The sequence below is a fragment of the Pseudoduganella rivuli genome (genome assembly GCF_009674485.1).
GTDB lineage: Bacteria > Pseudomonadota > Gammaproteobacteria > Burkholderiales > Burkholderiaceae_D > Rugamonas > Rugamonas rivuli_B.
Genome location: NZ_WKJJ01000070.1, coordinates 1 through 440, shown reverse-complemented (window position 1 = coordinate 440; position 440 = coordinate 1). Strand labels below are relative to the sequence as shown.

Below are 440 nucleotides of genomic sequence, written 5' to 3'. Positions count from 1 at the left end.
GCGACGCCCTCGGCAACAGCATCGGCTATACGCTCGACAAGCTGGGCAACCGCACCGGTGAACAAGTGCGCGATGCCAGCGGCACGTTGTCGCGCCAGCTGGCGCGGGTATTCGACAACCTGGGCCGCCTGCAACAGCAAACCGGAGGCATGCCATGAAGCAGCGCACGCTTGGACTGGCCATCGGTTTGCTGCTGGCCTGGTGCGGCGCGTCCGCGCAGCAAAACACGACCTATAGCTACCAGTACGACAACAACGGCAACCTGACCAAGGTCACCGATCCCCTGTCGCAGGTGACCGACCGCAGCTATGATGTGCTGAACCGGCAACTGCAGCAATTGCAACCGCCGCCGGTGACCGGCGCCGCGCGCCCGGCCATCAATTACACCTACGACGCACTGGACCAGCTCAGCACGGTGCGCGACCCGCGCAACCTGACGA

The 440-nt window shown here is 64.5% G+C and carries 1 protein-coding gene; it reads left to right on the top strand.

Annotated features, from left to right (window positions below; genetic code table 11):
* Nucleotides 1–154: 154 nt before the first annotated feature.
* Nucleotides 155–440, top strand: a 286-nt coding sequence (locus GJ700_RS34740) for an RHS repeat domain-containing protein (RefSeq protein ID WP_195764116.1), incomplete at its 3' end; no start/stop codon positions are given.